The sequence below is a fragment of the Chengkuizengella marina genome (assembly GCF_009910845.1).
Lineage (GTDB): Bacteria > Bacillota > Bacilli > Paenibacillales > KCTC-33759 > Chengkuizengella > Chengkuizengella marina.
The window spans coordinates 26,611-47,215 of the sequence record NZ_SIJB01000047.1 but is presented as its reverse complement, the minus strand read 5'-3'; the positions used below and the strand labels follow the sequence as shown (position 1 = coordinate 47,215).

15 protein-coding genes are annotated in these 20,605 nt (G+C 33.7%); 13 read left to right on the top strand and 2 right to left on the bottom strand.

Features of this window, described 5'->3' with window-relative positions; all coding sequences use genetic code 11:
- The first annotated feature begins 281 nt into the window (after window positions 1-281).
- The 3 genes from ERL59_RS18745 (at window position 282) to ERL59_RS18735 (ending at window position 6,453) form a co-directional block, all read left to right on the top strand.
- Window positions 282-3,770 carry a PKD domain-containing protein gene (locus ERL59_RS18745; RefSeq protein WP_160647772.1) on the top strand — a complete coding sequence of 1,163 codons (3,489 nt, stop codon included), beginning with the start codon at window positions 282-284 and terminating at the stop codon, window positions 3,768-3,770.
- 336 nt (window positions 3,771-4,106) lie between these two features.
- Window positions 4,107-5,021: a glycerophosphodiester phosphodiesterase gene (locus ERL59_RS18740; protein WP_160647771.1), complete on the top strand. Its 915-nt coding sequence runs from the start codon at window positions 4,107-4,109 to the stop codon at window positions 5,019-5,021.
- Between the two features lie 40 nt (window positions 5,022-5,061).
- Entirely contained in the window at window positions 5,062-6,453 is a 1,392-nt protein-coding gene (locus tag ERL59_RS18735; protein ID WP_160647770.1) for a M48 family metallopeptidase, read from the top strand.
- A gap of 96 nt (window positions 6,454-6,549) precedes the next feature.
- Here ERL59_RS18735 and ERL59_RS18730 read toward each other — a convergent pair whose 3' ends face one another.
- Both ERL59_RS18730 and ERL59_RS18725 read right to left on the bottom strand, forming a co-directional pair.
- Complete coding sequence (locus ERL59_RS18730) at window positions 6,550-7,116, bottom strand: beta-class carbonic anhydrase (RefSeq protein WP_160647769.1); 567 nt, start codon at window positions 7,114-7,116, stop codon at window positions 6,550-6,552.
- A gap of 51 nt (window positions 7,117-7,167) precedes the next feature.
- Window positions 7,168-7,488 (bottom strand): iron-sulfur cluster biosynthesis family protein, encoded by a 321-nt coding sequence (locus tag ERL59_RS18725; RefSeq protein ID WP_160647768.1) that lies wholly within the window; start codon window positions 7,486-7,488, stop codon window positions 7,168-7,170.
- 111 nt (window positions 7,489-7,599) lie between these two features.
- Here ERL59_RS18725 and ERL59_RS18720 point away from each other — a divergent pair, with 111 nt between their 5' ends.
- From ERL59_RS18720 to hfq, 10 genes are all read left to right on the top strand, one after another.
- Window positions 7,600-9,108 (top strand): carboxypeptidase M32, encoded by a 1,509-nt coding sequence (locus ERL59_RS18720; RefSeq protein WP_160647767.1) that lies wholly within the window; start codon window positions 7,600-7,602, stop codon window positions 9,106-9,108.
- Window positions 9,109-9,200: 92 nt separating this feature from the next.
- The gene (locus tag ERL59_RS18715) at window positions 9,201-10,154 is read left to right on the top strand and encodes an aromatic acid exporter family protein (protein ID WP_160647766.1); all 954 of its coding nucleotides are present in this window, start codon (window positions 9,201-9,203) and stop codon (window positions 10,152-10,154) included.
- Between the two features lie 54 nt (window positions 10,155-10,208).
- Window positions 10,209-10,775, top strand: a complete 567-nt coding sequence (locus ERL59_RS18710; protein WP_160647765.1) for an outer spore coat protein CotE — start codon at window positions 10,209-10,211, stop codon at window positions 10,773-10,775.
- A gap of 116 nt (window positions 10,776-10,891) precedes the next feature.
- The gene (locus ERL59_RS18705) at window positions 10,892-12,286 is read left to right on the top strand and encodes a putative amidoligase domain-containing protein (protein WP_160647764.1); all 1,395 of its coding nucleotides are present in this window, start codon (window positions 10,892-10,894) and stop codon (window positions 12,284-12,286) included.
- 82 nt (window positions 12,287-12,368) lie between these two features.
- On the top strand, window positions 12,369-15,035 hold the full coding sequence (gene mutS / locus ERL59_RS18700) for a DNA mismatch repair protein MutS (RefSeq protein WP_160647763.1): 2,667 nt from the start codon (window positions 12,369-12,371) through the stop codon (window positions 15,033-15,035).
- Between the two features lie 105 nt (window positions 15,036-15,140).
- Window positions 15,141-16,574, top strand: a complete 1,434-nt coding sequence (locus ERL59_RS18695) for a S41 family peptidase (RefSeq protein WP_160647762.1) — start codon at window positions 15,141-15,143, stop codon at window positions 16,572-16,574.
- Window positions 16,575-16,584: 10 nt separating this feature from the next.
- Window positions 16,585-18,510 (top strand): DNA mismatch repair endonuclease MutL, encoded by a 1,926-nt coding sequence (mutL, locus tag ERL59_RS18690; protein WP_160647761.1) that lies wholly within the window; start codon window positions 16,585-16,587, stop codon window positions 18,508-18,510.
- A gap of 8 nt (window positions 18,511-18,518) precedes the next feature.
- Complete coding sequence (locus tag ERL59_RS18685; protein WP_160647760.1) at window positions 18,519-19,298, top strand: class I SAM-dependent methyltransferase; 780 nt, start codon at window positions 18,519-18,521, stop codon at window positions 19,296-19,298.
- Window positions 19,299-19,363: 65 nt separating this feature from the next.
- Complete coding sequence (miaA, locus tag ERL59_RS18680; RefSeq protein WP_407925746.1) at window positions 19,364-20,245, top strand: tRNA (adenosine(37)-N6)-dimethylallyltransferase MiaA; 882 nt, start codon at window positions 19,364-19,366, stop codon at window positions 20,243-20,245.
- A gap of 79 nt (window positions 20,246-20,324) precedes the next feature.
- Entirely contained in the window at window positions 20,325-20,564 is a 240-nt protein-coding gene (gene hfq / locus ERL59_RS18675; protein WP_160647758.1) for an RNA chaperone Hfq, read from the top strand.
- The last annotated feature ends 41 nt before the right edge of the window (window positions 20,565-20,605 follow it).

Genomic DNA, 20,605 nt, shown 5'->3' with positions numbered 1-20,605 from the left:
TTTTATAGCCTCTATTCATTTATATTTCAATTTCTTCAGTTTAAACATTCTTCTTATAGACTAAGTATTATTCATTATTGTTTTTCTCTATTAAATCAAATCATTTGTAGTTAATGATAAAAATAGATGAAGTTCTACTTTTTTCTACAGTTATTCATATATTTACACAGAAAAAATAAAATATGACATTATATGTAAGCGTTTACAAAGAAGGGAGGTGGTCATTATTGCTGTTTCTTAGAAGTAGATTTTGAAAAATTATAAAAAGTGGAGGTATTCTAGTGAAATTATTTAAGAACAATTTTATAAGTAAAATGTTTCTGTTATTACTTTCTATCAGTATTATTTTCCCCTCGAGTAATAGTGTTTCTGCACAACATGCTAAAGTACAGAGAATGAGCAACGAGTTAAGAGCACCTGTATTTCCGATTCAAAAAGATCAAAGGTTGCAAAATGAAAAAAGCATTCATATAAAAGATAGTTCTGAATTAGAAAGGTATCGTCCAGCTAGGCCACCAAGAGCTGATGGACAAAAGACATTAGACAAATTATCTGTAGGTATTGCTTCAAACCATGAATATACATTTGATGATCTTAATCGCTTATCTTATGCTGATTTGGTAGATGTCTTAGTAACGATAAGTACTGATGAAATTTCAGATTTTTGGACTTATAGTCAGGATGTAGTTGATTTTTATAGTGATAGGCAGCGTTTGTTGTACCTTATTGATGAAATTGAATATAGAGGCTCTCAGTTTACGGATAGTGATGATCGTGGTTTGGCTACTTTAATGGAAGTGCTAAATAAGGGCTTTTTATATCAATGGGATTATCCTGATCCTGATATGGAATATTTAGAAGATTTATCTTTTAGAGGAGAGGTAACCCCAGCTGTTCTATCGGTGATGAACAATCGGGATTTTACCCTTGGAACTCAAACGCAAGAGGAGGTAGTTCAACATACAGGTTATTTAGTTAGTCATTCTACAACAGATATTGACATGTTTGATGAAGGCTATTCCGTCATTAGCTACTTTAATAATCGAGTAGATAACTATATTACAGATCTATCTAAAACGGACGCGATATATGCCTTATTAAGCGGTTTGGAATATAATTTATACTATAATTACCGTTTAGGATCTTATAACACTCCTAATCAAGCTCCATGGCATGGACAAATAGATACATTTTTTAATGAAGTGGCGTATATTTTAACTTTTAATCAATTTGCAGATACGGATCATGAATGGTTAATCGATAATGCTGTTTTTGTGATCACGGAAGAAGGACAATTTCATAGCAATTCCAATTTTGCTTTAAATACATTCGAGGATTCATTAAATTTATATCCTTATTATGGTGGAATTTATCTAGCACTTGCGAGTGCAGTTGATGATTTAGGTGGCAACATCAACTATGCAGCCATCGTAGCAGATTATGAAGATTACTATTACGGTAATCATTATTATTTTGATAATGGAGAAATCATAATTAAAGCTGGAGATAGAGTATCACAAGATGATATTAAAAGGATCTATTGGGCAACAAAAGAAGAAAAAGCACAATTTCATCGATTGTATGGAATAGATGAACCTGTTGAAACAGGTAATCCTGATGATATATTAACGGCTATTATTTATAATGATAGAGATGAATATCGTATGAACTGGCATTTAAATGGTGTAGGAACAGATAATGGTGGAATTTATATTGAGAGTTGGGGAACATTTTTTACTTGGGATAGAGTAGTGCCAGCAGATAGCATCTATGAGTTAGAAGAGTTGTTCAGACACGAGTATTTCCATTATTTGCAAAGCAGATATTTGGTTCCTGGTATGTGGGGAGACACACCTATGTATAATTACGATCGATTAGTATGGGTTGAAGAAGGTGGCGGTGAGTTTTTTGCAGGTGCTACTAGAACAGGGATCGACACCAGATCTACAAAAATAGGAAATATTCATTCAAATCCATCTGATCGTTATACACTGGATGAAGTTTTACACGGGACTTATGGTTCTTGGGACATTTATGATTATTCTTATGCTTTTTACGATTTTATTTACAATAATCATATGGAAATTTTTGATCAAGTAAAAGAATATATAAGTAATGAAGATGCATCAGGATTTGACAGATATATGGATGACTTATCGAGGGATTCTAGTTTAGAAGCGGAATATCAAGATCATGTGCAAGCATTGGTTAATGACGGTGGTAGAGTAGTATTAGTAGAGAATGATTATTTGGATAATCATTCAACTAGATCCCTTGCTACAATCAGCGCTGATATTACAGGTGAAATTAGTTTGCGTAATGTAACAGAAAGAACCTATACTTCAGATTTATTTGATACTTATACAGTAGAAGGTAGATATGAAGGAGGAAGATCAACTGGAGAAACAAATGATAGAGAGCAAATGAACAACATTGTAAATCAGGTGTTAGGAAGTTTGGATAATCAATGGAGTGGTTATAGAACGGTCACAGCCTATTTTGTAAACCATAGCGTTAATGCAAGTGGAAATTATGTGTACGATGTTGTATTTCATGGTTTGCTTACAGGGGATGGTTCGGGGAATACAAATCAAAGACCTACAGCTTTTGCTGAAAGTTCATCAACAAGTGTAGATGTCGGTGAAAACGTATCATTCTATGGAGATCGTTCTTCTGACAGCGATGGAACCATTGCATCTTATGCATGGGACTTTGATGATGGATCTACAAGCACCAGACAAAATCCAACACATTCATTCTCTTCTGCAGGTCATTATAATGTAACTTTAACGGTGACTGATAATGAAGGGGCTACGGCTACGGATACGATTACAATTACTGTAGGTAACACTGCACCTCCTTCTTCGGGTACTGAAACGGAACCAAATAATAGAAAGTCCGATGCTAGTGCGTTTACAGACAGTGTTAGTGCTCATCTTGATGCGGATGCAGGCGATCATACAGATTGGTTTACATTTGACGTTGCTTCTAGCGGTGATGTAACGTTTGATTTAACTTATACAAGTCCAGATTTCAATATAGAAGTTGAGGATGCAAGTGGGGTTGTAGTTGCTCGTCCATTAAGAAACGCTACAGCAAATCTATCTGCAGGCACTTATTACATTATAGCTTATACATGGACTGGTTATCCTCCTCTTGATTATACGATTACTGTTTCAGGCGGAGGCGGTGGTTCTACAAACAATGCACCTGTAGCAGTTGCTGAAAGCTCGACAGTAACTGCAGATGTCGGTGAACAGATAACCTTCTTTGGAGATGGCTCTTCTGATAGTGATGGAACGATTACGTCTTATGTATGGGATTTCGATGATGGAGATACAAGCACAAGTCAAAATACAAGACATACGTTCACTGCCGAAGGAACCTACAATGTATCTTTAACCGTTACAGATGATCAGGGAGCTACAAGTACGGATACGATTACCATAACTGTGGGATCTGTAACTCCTCCAGATGGTGTCATCCTTGAGGTAAGTGGGACGTTGGATAGTCAAAACGTTGAGGACTTTCATTACTTTACTGCTGTTGGAAATGGTGCCACCACTGTTATATTAACGGCTGGAAGTGCTAATGATGCGATCACTTGGCAGTTATATGAAGCAGCAACGGGCACACGAGTAGGTTGGGCTAGGCAAAATGGAAATATTCATGAATATACGATGGATCTTGTACCAGGAACCGAGTATGAACTGTCCGTCTATACTTGGGAAAATTTCACCATTAATTATGATGTCGTTGTGACTGAATAGATAATAAAGAGAATCTTTCAATGTGAGTTTTTATATCTCCCTCTAGTTAAAAGTTCATCAAGCAGTAGAAGAGGTGATTCATCCTTCTACTGCTTGAGAAAGAAAAGTAAATTTATAAAAGGGGTAGGAAAGTGCCAACTATTTTTTAAGGAGTAGATTACATGATTCATATTGAATAAAAGAATGATAGTGGTCACAATGATTATGGAAATACTAGATTTTATCTAAATGTAAACGTTTTCCAAATGATCAAAAAAATCTATCTTCATATCTAAATACATGATAGAATGAAATAGATTTTAGTTTGGTGTAAAAATATAAATAATAGGTGATGCAATGAATTCTCAGATTCAAACAACAAAAAATAAAAAACGTGTGCGAAGAATGAAGTGGTTTTTTTCCATATTAAGTGTGATCGGTTTTTTATTTATTATATTTCAAATTCTACCTGTCAAAAAACAAGAGAAAAATATGTTTGTAAGTGAAGGAAGTCCTTTTGTTATAGCTCATCGAGGAGGAGCTGGAATCACACCTGAGAATACATTAACGGCTTTTAAAAACGCAAAGGAAATAGGTGTAGATGCATTAGAGTTTGATGTCCATTTAACGAAAGATGGTGAAATCGTAGTTATACATGATGAAACTGTAGATCGAACAACAAACGGAACTGGAAACGTTGCAGATTATACGTTAGATGAATTAAAACAACTTGATGCAGGTTATCATTTTGTTGATGAGCAAGGGGAATTTTCATATAGAGGAAAAGGAGTAACGATTCCATCATTAAGAGAAGTGTTTGAAAACTTTTCTGAGCTTCCAATGATCATTGAAATTAAACCTGAAAATAAAGATCTCACCGGGAAAGTATATGAAATGATAAAGGAATATGGTTTAGAGGATAAAGTCATTATTAACTCTTTTTATGAAAGTGTATTAGTATGGTTCCATGAATTTGCAGGCGATGAGATTGCCATCGGAGCGGGACCCGATACGGTTAAAAAATATGTAATTTCTAATCTATTTTATTTGGATAGATTAGTATCACTTGATGTTCATGCCTTTCAATTGCCATTAGAGCAATCTGGAATTGATTTAGCATCAAAAAGAATTATCCAAACGTTACAAAAGCGTAATATAGCTGTTCAATATTGGACGATAAATGAAGTGGAAGAGATGGAGGAATTAATAGATTTGGGAGTTGATGGTATTATAACGAATTATCCTGATCGATTACTTTCTTTATTAAATTAAAATAATAGACTAATTTTTTTTCAAGGAGTAGAGTATAGACATGACAGCTTTTAATAACAGAGAGCTCATTGAGAAAAGTGAGAAAGTATATTTTTTTGTAGCTGCTTTTATTAGTATATGTTTATATATTGTTTTGTTCTTTTCATTTGTTTTTATTCCAATTATAGTAGGCCTCTTTTTATTTATGATGTTTGCTCATTGGTTAAATCTTGCGATGATTAGGAACAACGGTGTGAAAATTGGGGCACAACAGTTTCCAGAATTATATGATATAGCTGCTGAACTTTGTTCAAAGATGGGAATAAAAACAGTTCCAGAGATTTATATCATGGAGTCGTCAGGTATTTTAAATGCTTTTGCTACTAGATATTTTGGGCGAAATATGGTAGTAATGTATTCTGAGATTGTAGAGTTGATAGAAAAAGAAGAACATGATGAATTAAGATTTATAATTGCACATGAATTGGCACATATTCAAAGAAGTCACATTAGTAAAGATTTACTGATCATGGGAGCCAAGTTTATACCTTTTCTATCATCAGCTTATTCTCGTGCGTGTGAATACACTTGTGATAGATTTGCTGCTCATTATACTAATCATTATAATGCAGCAAAAAATGGGTTAACAATTTTAGCCGTTGGAAAAAAATTATATAGAACAGTGAATCACGAATCATTTCTTAAACAAATTTCTGAAGATAGAGGTTTTTTTACCTGGTTAAGTGAAAAATTATCTACTCATCCTACATTGCCAAAACGAATTCACAGCATTGCTGATTTTTTAGGTAAAGACGATTCTGATGTTGTCCATTTAAAGAAATCAAATCCTTATTTTTGGATCATGGTTTCCACTACTGTGTTGGTCTTATCAATCATTTTCCTTACAAGTCTAGTAAAGAGCTCAATGTGGGAGAACTTAATGTACAAACTTGATGGAACAACTCCCTTGATTTATGCCATTGAAGAAAATGATATATCTAAAATTGAACATATCTTACAAGATCAATCCATAGATGTAAATGAATTAGATCAGAATGGTTTACCTGCATTAGCCCATGTATTGTATAACGTAGATATCAGTTCTAATAATCAAATTATTAAATTAATACTAGAAGCAGGGGGAGACCCAAATTTCAGGTTAGAAGAAGATTATAATCAGACATTATTTATGGATGCTATTGGAATTGTGGATACAGAAACGTTAGCATTATTTATTTCATCTGGAGCCGATTTAGAAACGACTGATCTAGATGGATGGACACCACTGTTATATGCAATTTATATTGGTGAACTTGATAAAATTACGTTTCTACTGGAATCAGGAGCCAGTATTCAAGTAGAGGATAGAATTGGGGTCTCCATTTTAGAATTTGCTGAGGAGTATGGAAATGAAGAAGTAATTAATGTATTACAAATGTATGGAGCAAGTTAAGATTTTACAGGTGATTCTTTAATCCAATAAGACTTCTTTTATAGGAGAAGTCTTATTGGAGTGAAAGATAAAATTGTTAACAGAGACAAATAAACTTTATTTGTCTTTAAGCCCGTCCACAACGACTTCAAGCTCTCCTGTTTCGGGATGAATAATTAATCCATGAACAGGAATTTCTGGAGGTAGAAGTGGGTGGTTTTTTACAATCGAAACACTATTTTTCACACCATTTTCTACACTGTCAAAACCTTTTAGCCAACTGGAAAGTTGGACGCCGGAGCCCTCTAAAGTTTGTAATGTTTCCTCAGTAATCCCTCGATTTTTAAACTCCTCCAACATACTTTCAGAATTTAACCCTGTCATGCCACAGTCATGATGTCCTATCACATATACCTCTTCGGCTTTTAATTTATAAATGGCAACTAAGATACTGCGCATCACATTTCCAAAAGGTTGTGTTATAATTGCCCCTGCATTTCTAATGATTTTAGCATCTCCATTTTTAAGATTCATAGCTTTAGTTAACAATTCTACTAAACGAGTGTCCATACATGATAAAATCACCATTTTTTTATCTGGATACCTTGAAGTTTTAAACTGCTCAAACTGCTTATTATCTACAAATTGTTTATTAAATTTTAATATTTCTGTTAGATTGCTCATATCTCTTTTCTCCCATCCTAGTATTATGATGCTTATTTACTTGTTCCTTCACTATTTTTTGTATAGATTCATAGATGCATTGTATATTTGTTGTTTGCTGCTTAATGAAAAGGATTTTTTGTTTGGAATATAATCCAGCTTCATCTCTTGCTCAAAAAATACTTCATGTCTTGAATCATACAAGATTGAAAATGGCTCGGAGTTTGACTCTAAATCAAATTCATCTTTTTCATCAACGATCCATAATTGTGCGACACCACTCATAATACAACCACAGCCTTCGGCATCATGAGCCAATTTAATATAATATTGATCTGTATTCACTTTATTCATGAGCTCATTTTTAGCACTTTCTGTTATTGTAATCTGCATAAATATTCACGTCCTTCACATTATTTTATCATAATATTTTAACCACTTATATAAATTTTGAATTTATTGTAGGTTATTTGTATACTTAAGTTTGAAAAGGAGAGTGATTAAATGAGTCATCAAACACTAACAATATTTAAAGAGTTAGTCAAAAAAATAAATGAATATAACGAGGCACTTTCTATTCTTTTTTGGGACTTAAGAACAGGTGCACCTAAAAAAGGAGTAGAGGGTCGTTCTGAAGTGATAGGAATGTTATCTACAGAACAATTTAACCTTTCAACTTCACAACAAATGGGGGACTGTTTATCTCAGTTATCTGAAACCTCTGTTTTTGAAAGCTTGAATCAAACAGAGCAAAGAATGGTAACGGAACATAAAAAGGATTATGACAGAAATAAAAAAATTCCAGTTAATTTATACAAGGAGAATGTCATATTAACCTCAAAATCTGAATCGGTGTGGGAAGAGGCAAAAGATCAATCAGATTTTTCAATATTCCAACCGTACTTAGAAAAAGTTGTTGAATTAAAAAAGAAGTTTGTAGAGTACTGGGGTGTGAAGGGTACACCTTATGATACTTTGCTTGATATTTATGAACCTAACATTACAGCAAGTCAATTAGATCAAGTCTTTGGCATGTTAAGAGAAAGATTAGTTCCATTAGTAACACAAATTGCTGAGTCCACTAATAAACCAAACACAACTTTCCTTCATCAGTCTTTCAGTGAGGAAAAGCAAAGAGAATTTAGTTTATTTGTATTAAAGGAAATAGGTTATGATTTTGCAGCTGGCAGATTAGATAAAGCTGTTCATCCATTTATGATTAATTTAAATCTAAAGGATGTTAGAATCACAACGAATTATTACCCAGATGATATTACCTTCTCTCTATTTTCTAGTTTACACGAAGGTGGACATGCTTTATATGAACAAAATATTTCAGCAGAGTTAGTAGGCACGGGACTATGTACAGGTGCTTCGATGGGAATTCATGAATCTCAATCAAGATTTTGGGAAAACATGATTGGAAGAAGCTTGCCTTTCTGGAAAAGATATTATAAAAATCTACAAGAAGTTTTTCCAAACGAATTTTCCTCCGTTTCAGTAGAAGATTTTTATAGAGGAACTAATGAAGCGAAACCATCCTTAATTCGTATTGAAGCTGATGAATTGACTTATAATTTACATGTTATGATTCGATATGAATTGGAAAAAGCGCTTTTTAATGAAGATTTAAAAGTGGCAGATTTACCTCAGGCATGGAATGAGAAGTATACAGAGTACTTAGGAGTCACTCCAGCTCATGACGGAGAAGGTGTTTTACAGGATGTGCATTGGTCAGGAGGGGATTTTGGATACTTTCCTTCATACTCTCTAGGAAATATATATGCAGCACAATTTATGAACACAATACAAAAGCAGCTACCTGAGTTTGATACATACATTGAAAATGGGGAATTATTGCCAATTAAACAGTGGTTATCAGATCAAATTTATCAATATGGCAAACTGCTGACACCTGCTGAAATCATAAAACAAGTAACAAATGAAGAGATCAATCCAGAATACTTGATTGCATATTTAGAAAAGAAGTTTAAAGATATTTACCAAATTTAATAAAGTAAAAAGTTGAATTGAAATAAAGTTCAGTGGGAAGAATTCTTGCTGAACTTTTCTTTAACAAAAGAAATCACATGAGGTGGACTATCATGGGAATTCGAATTATAAAAACAGCCGTTGCAGCTGTTATTGCAATTTATATCGCAACATACTTCAATTTGAATTTTCCTCTTTCTGCAGGTTTATTAGCTATATTAGGTGTTGATATCACTAAGAGAAGAAGTTTAATGAATGTTTTGCAACGCATTGTTGCTTCTGTTTTAGGTTTATTATTTGCTTCACTTCTTTTTGATATTATCGGTTTTTACATATGGATGATTGGGGCTTATATTTTACTTACTTATCCAATTTTGTCAAAGATGAAATTGAAGGATGGGATTGTAACAAGTTCAGTTATTGTTTTTCATGTGTTTAGTCAGCAATCTATCCATTATGAGGTGATTCTAAATGAAATATGGTTGTTAATTATTGGATTAGGATCAGCTACACTTATCAATCTTCTGTATATGCCAAAAGTAGAAAAAGATTTAAAATCTATTCGTATTCAGGTGGAGAGCCTTCTTTCAGAAATTTTTAAACAAATGTCAGCTCACTTAAAGGATAATTCATCTATTTGGCACGGAAAAGAATTAATTGAAGTAGAGAAGAAGATAAATGAGGGTTTGGATTTAGCTACAAGGTCAAGTGAAAATAATTTATTTCGTCAAGAGAACGGGTGGTTGAATTATTTTCAAATGCGGGGCAGACAAATTGAATCTGTTAACAAGATGGTCAACTTAGTTGCACAAGTATTTGAATCCATCCCTCAGGGGAAAATGACGGCAGCAGTATTTGATAAATTGATCAAAGAAGTGAAAGAAGAATATTATAGTGGTAGAATTTTAGATGATCTAAACCATATTTCCGAGGTTTTTAAAGAAATGGATTTGCCAAAAACACGGGAAGAGTTTGAGGTAAGATCTGCTATTTTACAGCTATGTTTAGAGTTGGAAGACTATTTGAACATCGCAAAAAAAGAAAAGAAAAAGTTTTTGTCACTATAGACCAATGTCCTGCATACAATTTTAAAGAATGATTGTATGGAGGAGGTTTATAGGATGTCACTCACAGATAAAGACTTATCGTATAGAGAAATAATTACGAAAGCTGTTTGTGGTAAAGGTCGGAAATTTTCACAAGTAACGCATACCATTACTCCACCTCATAAACCAACAAGTGTTTTGGGGGTATGGCTTATTAACCATCAGTATGAAGCGGTGAAATCTGATGATGGCATTGAAGTAGTTGGTACTTATGATATTAATTTTTGGTACTCTTACGACAACAACTCTCAGACGGAAGTAGCCAAGGAAACATTATCGTATGTTGAAGCGGTCCCTCTTTCTTATCTAGACCCAAATCATAGAAAAACTACTGCAGAAGTATTTGCTGAAACTACGCAAGAACCAAGTTGTGTTGAAGCAAATATCGTTACTTCTGGCAATGCTGTTCGGATCAAAGTTGAGCGTGAATTCAAGGTGGAAATGGTTGCGGAAACAAAAGTTTGTGTATTAGTGAATGAAAATGGTATCGATGATCTAGACGGCGAAAAAGAATTCGATTTTGACTATGATGGCGGAGATTTTGAAGATTTAGATCCAGATCTCTTAGATGATGATATTTAAATTTAATATTTATCTTATCATATGTTTCTACAGAGGTTTTGGAGAGGGCGTGAGCCCTTTTTTTCTCTTTAAAAATTAATAATTTTTATAATGGGCGAAAAAACAGGTGATAAAACATGAATCCATTGTTTTTGTTACATGGAAATGATCCAGCATTAAAATGTCTCTGGACTAATTCCTTAATTCGTCACGGTACCCATCTACCTAAATCTTTATCGAAAGATACTGTGATTATTCAATGGGATAATGAAACGCGGGTTTCAGCTGAGTATAAAGTATTAAATTCTGCCCATTTTACTGAGAAAGCTGCGGATAAAGAATTTATGATTAAAAGCCTTAATCATCAAGGTATTCATGTTCAAACTCCGTCTAGCCAAAACATCTACTTACAAGTATTCTTAGTTCCTGTATTTCATTTAAGAGTATTAGCTCTGTATAGATGCTCTCTTCATACAGAGAATATACTTTATCCACAGAGTGAAGTGAATTTTGATTTAAGGAATAGACAACATAGATTAATAAGTCGGTATGCAATCAGAGCAATTTATGCATTAGGTCTGGATTATGGTGTAGTTAAGGTTGGATTGATATCAGCTAGAAAATGCACTGTGTTAGATGTGATTCCCACACCAAAATTGGATCACAACATGAGAGAACTTTTTTCTAAAGCAATATGTTTATATCATGGGGAACTCATTGAGGAGAGAAAAAGAACAAATGAAGCTTTACTTGGCTTAGATGTTGAATTTTTATTACGTAATGACAAGGGGAAAATCACCTTTGCTTCTAATTTTTTTAATCGAAGAGGAAAAGTGGGCTGTGATTCAGTAGTAAATGGAAATAAGTGGATTTTCCCCATTGCAGAACTAAGACCTAACCCTAGTAAAATACCAAAGCAATTAACAATCAACATTTTTAAGCTTATGCACTTTGCTCAAGAACAAATTAATGACCCTTCAATAGAATGGTTAGCTGGAGGAATGCCTGTAAAAGGACTTCCTTTAGGTGGACATATACATATGAGTCAAATTTGGTTAAACTCTTTTTTGCTGCGAGCATTAGATAATTATTTAACTCTGCCAATCATGCTGCTTGAAGATCGAACTTCTTTGTTAAGGAGACCCAAATATGGTTTTTTAGGTGATTTTCGTACACAAACACATGGTGGATTTGAGTATAGAAGTTTACCTAGCTGGATTGTTTCACCAAAGATTACAAAGGGGGTATTAACTTTAACTCGCTTAATCGCAAATCATTATTGGGACTTAAAAAGCAGACCATTAAATGATGAAACAATACAAGTCCATTTTTATAATGGAAATAAAGAGGAACTGTATCCCTATGTGGAAAAGATTTGGAGTGAGCTAGAAGGACTTGATTCATACGCTTCTTATAGTAAAGATTTGCAATCATTTAAAAAACAATTATTTGAAAAAAGATCTTGGGATGAACAGTTAGATATTAGAACAAGCTGGAGAGTTCCTCCCTTTGATACCCTACCTTATAAGTAGGTTTTTCTTTTATGAACCAAGATTACTATATATGAAGTATTAAATCATGCTATAATAAACAAAAAAAAGATTGGGGTTTGGTATGGCTAAATATACTCCGATGATAGAACAGTATCTTGAAATTAAAGAAAAGGCGAAGGATGCTTTTTTATTTTTTCGATTAGGTGATTTTTATGAGATGTTTTTTGAGGATGCTAAACTTGCTGCACAAGAATTAGAAATCACACTTACAGGTCGAGAAGGTGGAGCAGAAGAGAAAATACCGATGTGTGGTGTGCCTTATCATTCTGCAGAACAATATATCTTTAAACTCATTCAAAAAGGTTATAAGGTTGCTATTTGTGAACAAGTGGAAAACCCTGCGGAAGCAAAAGGGGTTGTAAAGAGAGAAATCGTAAGAGTCATTACCCCTGGAACCGTAATGGAAGGAAAAATGATAGGGAAAAATCACAATAATTTTATCCTGTGTATTTCTCACTTCAACGATACATATAACTTAGCGGCATGTGATTTAACAACGGGAGAATTATATGAAACTTCTGGACAAAATTCATTAGATTTTATCTTAGATGAAATCGGAACCTATTCTCCAGTAGAAATTGTATCAGAAGCGTCATTATCCCCTTATATACATGAAAGAATCGATCAGATCTCAAGCACTATTTTAATGACTGAATGGGATGATAAAGATGAACATTTAGTTAAGGAGCAATTTACTACAGAGCTATGGCAGTCACTAAGCTTATCTTCACAACATTGTATATCTTTATTAATGTCATACTTAAAAGAAACACAGAAAAGAGCTTTATCACACATTACAAATATTCACTCTTATGAGCGTAATCAATTTATGACACTTGATCCATTTACAAGAAGAAATTTAGAACTTGTAGAAACAATCAGAGACCAGTCAAAAAAAGGCTCATTGTTGTGGTTGTTGGATAAAACAGTAACTTCAATGGGAGCACGTTTATTGAAGAGATGGGTGGACAAACCTTTAATGAATCAAACGTCCATCAACGAAAGATTAGAAGTGACAGATACATTAGTTCAGCAATATATCGTAAGAGAAGATTTGAGGGAAAAGCTAAAAAATGTGTATGATTTAGAACGGTTAGTTGGACGTATTTCTTATGGCAATGCAAATGCCAGGGATCTTGTAGCATTAAAAAAATCCCTGGAGCAAGTTCCCGCATTAATAGAGATTTGTAATGATTCTGGGTCAGATAATCTTTCAGGAATTGTTCATTCTTTGGATCAGTGTTCTGATTTAAAGGATCGTATCGATGAGGCAATTATTGACGAACCTCCAATATCTGTAAAAGAAGGAGCAATGATTAAGGAAGGATATCATGATTATCTAGATCAACTTCGTGAAGCTAGTGTCAATGGGAAACAATGGCTGGCAGAACTTGAACAAAGAGAAAGAGAAGTTACAGGTATTAAAAAGCTGAAAATTGGTTACAACAAAGTATTCGGATATTTTATAGAAATCACGAAAGCAAATATTAATCTTATTCCAGAGGGAAGATATGAAAGGAAACAAACGTTAACGAATGCTGAGAGATTTATTACGCCTGAATTAAAAGAAAAAGAAGCATTAATACTAGAAGCAGAAGAAAAAATGGTTGGAATTGAGTATGAGTTGTTTAATGAATTACGAAATGAACTTAAATTCCAAATACCAAGATTACAAAAACTTGCAGGTATCATTTCTACTCTTGATGTTTTTCAATCTCTGGCAAAAGTAAGTGCTGAATATGAGTATTGTAAACCTGTGATAACAAAAGATTATGACTTGAACATTAAAGAAGGAAGACATCCTGTTGTTGAATCTATATCTAAAGATCAGAGATTTATAGCTAATGATTCGTTATTTGAATCAGGGGATCAAAACATCTTGCTTATTACTGGACCGAATATGGCTGGTAAAAGTACTTATATGAGACAAGTTTCTCTTATTTGCATCATGGCTCAAATTGGATGTTTTGTTCCTGCAACTGAAGCTAAGATACCAATCATTGATCGTATATTCACCAGAATTGGAGCAGCTGACGATTTAGTAAGTGGTCAAAGTACGTTTATGGTGGAAATGAAAGATATCCAAGTGATGACTGAGAAGGCTACTGAGCAAAGTCTTGTCATCATTGATGAATTAGGGAGAGGAACTTCAACAAGTGAAGGTATGTCCATCGCTCAAGCTGTTATAGAATTCCTTCATCATGAAATAGGGTGTAAAACGTTAGTTTCGACTCATTTTCATGAACTGGCACATCTAGAAAAGCAGTTGCCATACTTAAAAAATTACAGTATGTCAGTCAAGGAGAGTGGAGATGAAGTTACATTCTTACGCAAACTAATTAAAGGTGCAGCAAGTACAAGTTATGGGATCTATTGTGCTCAAATTGCTGGAATTCCTAACTCCATTATTGAGAGGTCTTATTTGTTGTTAAACACTTTTGAATCTCGTTCAGTGAACCAGGACTTAAAAGGTTTGACTGGTGATGTAAAGCGTGAGATTGCTGTTACTGAGCAATCTAATATGGAACAAGATGTCATGCTTAACAAAGTTGATACCATTCAGTTGAGCTTATTTGAAGAATTAGAGGATCATAATACGGATGTAAATAACAACCTGAAGCAAAATAAAGCGAACATAGTTGAAAAAGAACTTCAGTCTTTAGATTTATTAAATATTACACCGTTACAAGCTATTCAAATTTTATCAGATTTAAAATCTAAACTTTAATACAATTTGAGTTTGCTCTTAGTCACTCTACCTGCATAAATAGCAAAAGTTACTCATAAGGGCAAACAACTAATCGTTAAAATTATGGGAAAAGGTGATAAAACAATGAGATTAATAGATAAGTTACGCATGATCACAGCTTTAATTATTATAATTGCTTTACTTGTACCAACTGCTGTTTTTGCAGAAGAAAATGAATTTAGTTTTGAACAGATGGCTGAAATATTTGAAAAACTTAGCGATTATCATGTAAGTGGAGTAAGTGAAAGTGAATTATCAGAAGCTGCAGCAGATGCAATGTTGAAAGTGTTGAATGATCCATATACTGAATATTTTACAGAAGAAGAGTGGGATGCTTATGAAAGCAGTTTACAACAAAATTATGTTGGAATAGGCGTTCAACTAAACGAGGATGAAACAGGAATTTTTATTGATATCGTATTTCCAGGTTCCCCTGCGGAAGCGGCAGGTTTGAAGGCAGGGGATTATTTTACAGAAGTTAATGGAGAATCCATGATTGGTATTGAGATGAGTGAATTGGTAAGCAAGGTAAAAGGACCGGAAGACACGACCGTTAACATTACGGTAAAACGAGGCCAAGAAATGATTGGATTCGAACTTACTCGTAAACAAATTCAATTACCTGTTATCACATCAGAATCTTTTGATGGGTCTGTTGGATATATACAATTGACAAGTTTTACTGATAAAGCAGGAGAATTATTTGTAGAAGAACTTGAAGCACTTCAGGAAAATGAAGATTTGAATGGATTAGTAGTTGATCTTCGAAATAACCCTGGGGGCTATTTACATGCAGCATTGGAAATTGCAGAGCAATTCATAGAAGATGGAGTATTAATGTATACACGTGATCAGGATGGAGACACGGAGGCGATTGAAATTGAAGATGGTAACTCTCTTTCCATTCCAGTCGTTGTTCTGGTTAATGGAAACAGTGCAAGTGCTTCTGAAGTATTATCTGGAGCTTTACAAGATTATGAAATTGCAACTATATTAGGAGAGCAGACGTTTGGAAAAGGGAGCGTGCAGAATCTTCTTCCTTTATCAGATGGTGGAGTATTAAAAGTAACAACATATGAATATTTAACACCTAATCAAAATAAAGTGAACCAGGTTGGAATAACACCCGATATTGAAGTTGAGAATGGTGCAGCACAACTTATAAGAGGATTATATGAAGCTGGAGCAGAACAAATAGAAATAGCCATAGAGGATGAAAGTTGGGAACTTAATGGAGTAGAATTTAAAACAGTAATTGATGTCATTGAAGAAGATAAAAACAAGTATGTTCCCTCAAGAATTTTATCTGCTATTATTCAAGGAAAAATCACATGGAACCCGGAACTAAAAGCAGTTGAAATCACTACAGAAGAAACTTCAGCCACTTTTCCAATAGTGAGTGAAGGGTTAATGAATGTTAATGGAACAACTTATATTGATTTAAGTGAATTTGAGAAACAATTCCCTGATTTTAATTGGGGAGTTAATGAAGATATTATCACATTAGATGTAGATTAAGGAGTTTTTTATGGGGAAAATTCACATTTTAGAGGAGCAAATAGCAAATCAAATCGCAGCAGGTGAAGTTGTGGAAAGACCTTCTTCAGTAGTAAAAGAATTGGTAGAAAATTCAATAGATGCTGGTAGTTCAAAAATTGATATTTCTATTGAAGAAGGTGGTCTTCAAAGTATCAGGGTGATCGATAATGGTTCTGGTATTGATAAGGAGGATTGTGAATTAGCATTCTTACCGCATGCAACTAGTAAAATATTAACTAGTAAAGACTTGTTTCAAATTCACAGTCTTGGATTTAGAGGAGAGGCACTTCCTAGTATAGCCGCTGTTTCTAAAATGTCGTGTATTACCTCAACTCAAAATACTGGATTAGGTTATCAAATTGTGAATGAAGGCGGAATATTAAAAACAATAGGGGAAGTAAGAGCTTCAAAAGGCACGGATATTACAGTAAAGGAATTATTTTATAATACACCTGCCAGATTAAAATATGTAAAAACGATTCAAACTGAATTAAGTCATATCTCAGATTATATTTATCGATTAGCGTTAGCATATCCTAAGATTCGATTCACTTTAACACATAATGGAAAAATGTTATTGCAAACATTAGGTAATGGAGATTTATTGCAAGTGATTGCTGCTATTTATGGAAGAACGATTGCTAAATCAATGGTTCAAGTGGATTGTAGCAATCTCGATTATTCCTTACGTGGATATATTGCTAAACCTGAAATGACACGTTCAAATCGTTCCGCAATATCTTTAATCGTAAATGGAAGATATATTCGTAACCCTTTTTTGAATAAAGCGATTTTAAATGCTTATCACACGCTGTTACCCATTCATAGATTTCCGATATGTGTTCTTCATATTCAGATGAATCCAACACTATTGGATGTTAATGTACACCCAGCAAAACTGGAGGTTCGATTTAGCAAAGAAAAAGAGTTAATGATGTTTGTAGAACAGGAACTTAGAAAACTACTTCAACAGCAAATATTAATTCCAGCCGCAAAGGAACCAAAAAAGGAAAAAACAGTAGTCATTCAAGAAAAATTAAACCTATATTCAAATCAGCAAGCTAATGATAACTCAACAATGAAAGAATCAAAGGTAATAAATACAAAAGAGAGCTTATTAATAGATTCTGACTGTAATGAACAAAAATCAAAGGATCATGATCTTCATAATCAATATAGCCGATCAAATAATCAATACGACCGATCGAAATACAATACAAATGATGATAAAGGTTATACTAGAACGAATAACAAGACTTCAAGGGAAGCAGTCAATCAGTTTATTTCCACTCAAAATCAATCAATTGAGGAAGTAACCGATGGTTTACCAGAATTTCCAAAACTACATCCTATTGGTCAGATGCACGGAACTTATGTTATAGCACAAAATGAAACAGGTCTATATCTTATAGATCAACATGCAGCACATGAAAGAATTAATTACGAATACTATTACCAAAAATTTGGTAATCCAGAACCTGTTAGTCAAGAATTACTGCTTCCTATCACAATAGAATTCACTCCCACTGAAGTGGAGATATTGAAGGATCGTTTACATTATTTTGAACAGGTTGGGGTTCAACTGGAGTTCTTTGGAGGCAACTCTTTTCGTGTAAGCTCATATCCATACTGGTTTCCAAAGGGTGAAGAGAAAGAGATTATTACTGAGATGGCGGAGTGGCTATTGTCAGAGAAAAAGTCCATTGATATTGCAAAGCTAAGAGAAAAATCCTCAATACTTTGTTCTTGTAAAGCTTCTATAAAAGCAAACCAATACTTAAGCTCAGCTGAAATCGAGGCGTTGTTAGATAAATTAATCGGATGTAAGAACCCTTATACATGTCCTCATGGAAGACCGATTGTAATTAGTTTTTCTACGTATGAACTTGAAAAAATGTTTAAAAGAGTGATGTGAATGTTGAAATGATTATTTCTACATCTTATGATGCTTCCATAGATATCATTGAAAAATCTCGAGTCTTTGCTAAGGAATTAAATGCAACATGGGTTCCAAGAAAGAAAAACTCTATAACAAAAATAAAAAAAATGTACAACAATCAACCTTTATTGATTGTTTCACAAATAGAACTGAAATATTATGGAGAAAATAACACAGATTCACCTTTATTTTTTCATCCTAGCAGTTCATATTTTCGTATAAAACGATTAATCAAAGGAGAGCATGATCCTTTAATTAAATATTCTGGTGTTAAACCAGGAGACATTGTATTAGATTGTACTGCTGGGCTTGCTTCTGACTCTATTGTTTTTTCTTATGTTACAGGTTCTTCAGGAAAAGTGATCTCATTAGAAAGCGAAAAAATCCTTTACACTTTAGTTAGAGAAGGGCTGCACAGTTATGAATCAGAACTTGTAACAGTGAATGATGCCATGAGACGCATTAAGGTAAAACATACAGATCATGAAAGTGAATTGATTCATTTGGAAGATAATAGCATAGACATTATATACTTTGACCCTATGTTCAGAATTCCTATTCAAGAATCAAGTTCCTTCAAACCAATGAGAGGTATTGTGAATTCATCACAAATCAGTTTAAAATCAATCGAGGAAGCTAGAAGAGTTGCAAGAAGAACTATCGTAATCAAGGAGAATAAAGACAGTCCAGAGTTTGAAAGACTTGGATTTAATACAATACATACGTCATATTCACAAATAGCTTACGGAGTGATTAGAATTTGAATAAAGCTACGGAAAAACCAAAACTTTTAGTATTAATAGGACCAACTGCTGTAGGTAAAACGAAAATGAGTTTAGACATTAGTAAACAATTTCACTGTGAAATCATTTCTGGGGATTCCATGCAGGTTTATCGAGGTTTGGATATTGGTACTGCAAAAGCCTCCGTAGAAGAAAGAAATAGGGTTCCTCATCATCTCATTGATATTCATGATCCTGATTACCCTTTCTCAGTATCGGACTTTCAAAACAATGCTAAAAAAGCTATTCATGAAATTACAGCACGCGGACATATCCCTTTTATCGTTGGGGGGACAGGTTTATATATTGAATCTCTGTGTTATAATTTTTCATTTAGTACTGCCGGGTCAGACGAGATATTTAGAGCAGAACAAATGAAATTTGCAGATGAACACGGAAAGAAGGAATTATATCAGAAATTAAAAGAAGTAGATCCCGAAGGGGCAAAGAATATTCATTTCAACAATGTACGGAGAGTGATCAGAGCACTGGAAGTTTACCACATTACAGGTAAGCCATTTTCTGAAAACAACAGAAATCAATCAAAACAATCACCTTATCAGCTTTGTATTATAGGACTAATGATGGATAGATCAATCCTTTACAATCGAATTGAGCAAAGAATTGATCAAATGATAGAGCTGGGTTTGATTGACGAAGTAAAGAATTGCTTAGACCTTGGTTATAAAAAGGGAATGGTTTCTATGCAGGGGTTAGGATATAAAGAAATCATATCATATTTAGAGGGGGACATCAGCCTAGATCGTGCAATATATTTATTGAAAAGAAATACGAGAAGATTTGCAAAAAGACAGTTATCTTGGTTTAGGCACATGGATGCTATTAATTGGATTGATGTAACTAATTATGAAAATTATGATGCTCATTTGAAACAAATTCATGATATAATAGAGGAAAGATTACAGTAAATTCTGAATATACTTTTTAAATACCCCAACATATTTAATTATGTATGAAGAAATGAATTTAATAGGGAGGGTTCCATTGATGAATAAATCCATTAATATTCAAGACACATTTTTAAATCAACTTCGAAAAGAAAGTATTTCTGTAACAGTGTATCTAACAAATGGTTTTCAACTTCGAGGTCTCATTAAAGCTTTCGATAATTTTACGATTGTTATTGAAAGTGAAGGGCGACAACAAATGGTTTATAAACATGCGATTTCCACTTTTACACCTCAAAAAAATGTATCTTTGATGTCAGATAATCAAAGTGAAGTTTAAATTTGGAAAACGTTTTACATAACCATGCTCTGAAACAACCC

Coding starts and splice junctions, on each gene's coding strand:
- ERL59_RS18740 (WP_160647771.1), top strand. CDS start 4,107: ATGAATTCTCAGATTCAAACAACAAAAAATAAAAAACGTGTGCGAAGA.
- ERL59_RS18735 (WP_160647770.1), top strand. CDS start 5,062: ATGACAGCTTTTAATAACAGAGAGCTCATTGAGAAAAGTGAGAAAGTA.
- ERL59_RS18730 (WP_160647769.1), bottom strand. CDS start 7,116: ATGAGCAATCTAACAGAAATATTAAAATTTAATAAACAATTTGTAGAT.
- ERL59_RS18725 (WP_160647768.1), bottom strand. CDS start 7,488: ATGCAGATTACAATAACAGAAAGTGCTAAAAATGAGCTCATGAATAAA.
- ERL59_RS18720 (WP_160647767.1), top strand. CDS start 7,600: ATGAGTCATCAAACACTAACAATATTTAAAGAGTTAGTCAAAAAAATA.
- ERL59_RS18715 (WP_160647766.1), top strand. CDS start 9,201: ATGGGAATTCGAATTATAAAAACAGCCGTTGCAGCTGTTATTGCAATT.
- ERL59_RS18710 (WP_160647765.1), top strand. CDS start 10,209: ATGTCACTCACAGATAAAGACTTATCGTATAGAGAAATAATTACGAAA.
- ERL59_RS18705 (WP_160647764.1), top strand. CDS start 10,892: ATGAATCCATTGTTTTTGTTACATGGAAATGATCCAGCATTAAAATGT.
- mutS (WP_160647763.1), top strand. CDS start 12,369: ATGGCTAAATATACTCCGATGATAGAACAGTATCTTGAAATTAAAGAA.
- ERL59_RS18695 (WP_160647762.1), top strand. CDS start 15,141: ATGAGATTAATAGATAAGTTACGCATGATCACAGCTTTAATTATTATA.
- mutL (WP_160647761.1), top strand. CDS start 16,585: ATGGGGAAAATTCACATTTTAGAGGAGCAAATAGCAAATCAAATCGCA.
- ERL59_RS18685 (WP_160647760.1), top strand. CDS start 18,519: ATGATTATTTCTACATCTTATGATGCTTCCATAGATATCATTGAAAAA.
- miaA (WP_407925746.1), top strand. CDS start 19,364: ATGAGTTTAGACATTAGTAAACAATTTCACTGTGAAATCATTTCTGGG.
- hfq (WP_160647758.1), top strand. CDS start 20,325: ATGAATAAATCCATTAATATTCAAGACACATTTTTAAATCAACTTCGA.